Genomic DNA, 1,939 nt, shown 5'->3' on the forward strand with positions numbered 1-1,939 from the left:
CGGCTGAGAACGCCGCACTCCGCGAACGATCCCAGCCCGCGCGGCCTGCCCCGCGCGGGCTTTTCGTTTCTCTCCAAGGGATCCGGGAACGCGACTCTATTCCGCGCGGGCGGGTTCCTTCCCGCGCAGCCCGGCGCCGAGCCGGGCCGCTTTCGTGAGGAGGTAGTTCCGCTCCGGGAGGCTCGCCGTCCGCTCCGCCGCGGCCCGGTAGTGCGCGAGGGCCCGCCCGGGGTCGCCGGCCCGCTCGTGCAGGTGCGCGCGGACGGCGTCGAGGCGGTAGTGCCCGGCGATCCGCGCATCGGCGTCCAGCGGCCGCAGCAGCTCGAGCCCCACGGCCGGGCCGTGCACCATCGCGGCCGCGATCGCGTGGTTGAGCGCCACCATCGGGTTGTCGGACATCCGCCTGAGCAGGCCGTACAGCGCGAGGACCTGCGGCCAGTCGCTGTCCTCGGCGCGCGCCGCCTCGTCGTGGACGGCCGCGACCGCCGCCTGCAGCTGGTACGGTCCGGCCGACCCCCGGGAGAGCGCCTCCGAGACGAGCCGGGTCCCCTCGGCGATCAGCTCCTGGTCCCAGAGCGTGCGGTCCTGCTCGTCGAGCGGGACCAGCTCGCCGTTCGGTCCGGTCCGCGCGGCGCGGCGCGCGTCGGTGAGTAGCATGAGCGCCAGCAGCCCCGCGACCTCGCCGTCGCCCGGGAGCAGGTCGTGGAGGGTCCGCGCGAGCCGGATCGCCTCGTTCGACAGGTCGGGGCGGTTCAGGTCCGGGCCGCTGCTGCTGGTGTAGCCCTCGTTGAAGATCAGATACAGGACGTGCAGCACGGCGCCGAGCCGTTCGGCGCGCTCGGCGGCGCCGGGCATCTCGAACGGGACGCCGGACGCCCTGATGCTCTGCTTGGCCCGGCTGATCCGCTGCGCCATCGTGGCCTCGGGGACCAGGAACGCGGCGGCGATCTCCGCGGTGGTCAGCCCGCCCACGGCGCGCAGCGTGAGCGCCACCGCCGAGGCGGGCGTCAGCGCGGGGTGGCAGCACATGAAGAGCAGGACGAGCGTGTCGTCGCGGTCCACCCCGACCTCCCCGTCCGGCGGCGGCACGAACGCCCACTCGGCCCACACCTGGCTCGCCACGCCGTCTTCGCGGCGGCGCCGGGCCATCTCGCTGCGCAGGTGGTCGGTGATGCGCCGCAGGGCGACGTGGTAGAGCCAGCCGCGGGGGTTGGCGGGGACGCCCGCCGCCGGCCACTGCGCCGCCGCCGCGATCAGCGCCTCCTGCACCGCGTCCTCGGCGGCGGCGAAGTCGCCGTGGCGGCGCGCGACGGCGCCGAGCACCTGCGGCGCAAGCTCGCGCAGCAGGTGCTCGACGGTGACGGGCGAGGCGTCCGCTCTCACGCGTCGGTCGGCGGGCCGCTCATCACCTGGCGCACCTCGATCGGCATGTTCAGCGGCGCGCCGCCGGGGCCGGGCGCCGCGGAGGCCTTGGCGGCGAGCTGGTAGGCGCGCTCGGGCGAGTCGACCTCCACGATCCAGTAGCCGGCGAGGAACTCTTTCGACTCGGGGAACGGCCCGTCGGTGATCGGCGCGCCGTCCTTCCCCGCGCGCACCAGCCTGGCCTGTCCGGGAGGGGTGAGCCCCTGGGCGTCCACCCACTCGCCCGCCTCGGTCAGCTCCCGGTTGTACTGGTGCATGAACGCGATGTGGGCCTGGAAGTCCTCCGGCGACCAGTGGTTGATCTGGTAGTCGCCCGTTCCGGCCGGCACGTGCATCATCAGCATGTACTTCATGGTTCGTTCTCCTCCCTGAGGTTCGGCGCCCCTGTCGGCGGTTGCGAAGGAGCCGTCGTTGGCCCTTGCGTACAGTAGTCGGAGCCGGCCGCGCGTTCTCTACATCACCGTGAAGGCCGTCGGAATCGAGTCGAGTATCGCTTCCCACACACGATGTCATTCCG

2 protein-coding genes are annotated in these 1,939 nt (G+C 73.5%); both read right to left on the bottom strand.

All coding sequences use genetic code 11. From position 1 onward, the window contains the following. Positions 1–96: 96 nt before the first annotated feature. Positions 97–1,383, bottom strand: coding sequence for a sigma-70 family RNA polymerase sigma factor (locus tag VF746_22870; protein HEX8695272.1), 1,287 nt, complete (start codon positions 1,381–1,383; stop codon positions 97–99). Beyond that, positions 1,380–1,775, bottom strand: a complete 396-nt coding sequence (locus tag VF746_22875) for a YciI family protein (GenBank protein HEX8695273.1) — start codon at positions 1,773–1,775, stop codon at positions 1,380–1,382. The genes VF746_22870 and VF746_22875 overlap by 4 nt, the downstream gene beginning before the upstream one ends. Between the last annotated feature and the right edge of the window lie 164 nt (positions 1,776–1,939).

Origin of the sequence: Longimicrobium sp. (genome assembly GCA_036389795.1) — a bacterium.
Lineage (GTDB): Bacteria > Gemmatimonadota > Gemmatimonadetes > Longimicrobiales > Longimicrobiaceae > Longimicrobium.

Bases quoted from the DNA above. Each gene is read 5' to 3' on its own strand.
- VF746_22875 (HEX8695273.1), bottom strand. From the start codon at position 1,775: ATGAAGTACATGCTGATGATGCACGTGCCGGCCGGAACGGGCGACTAC.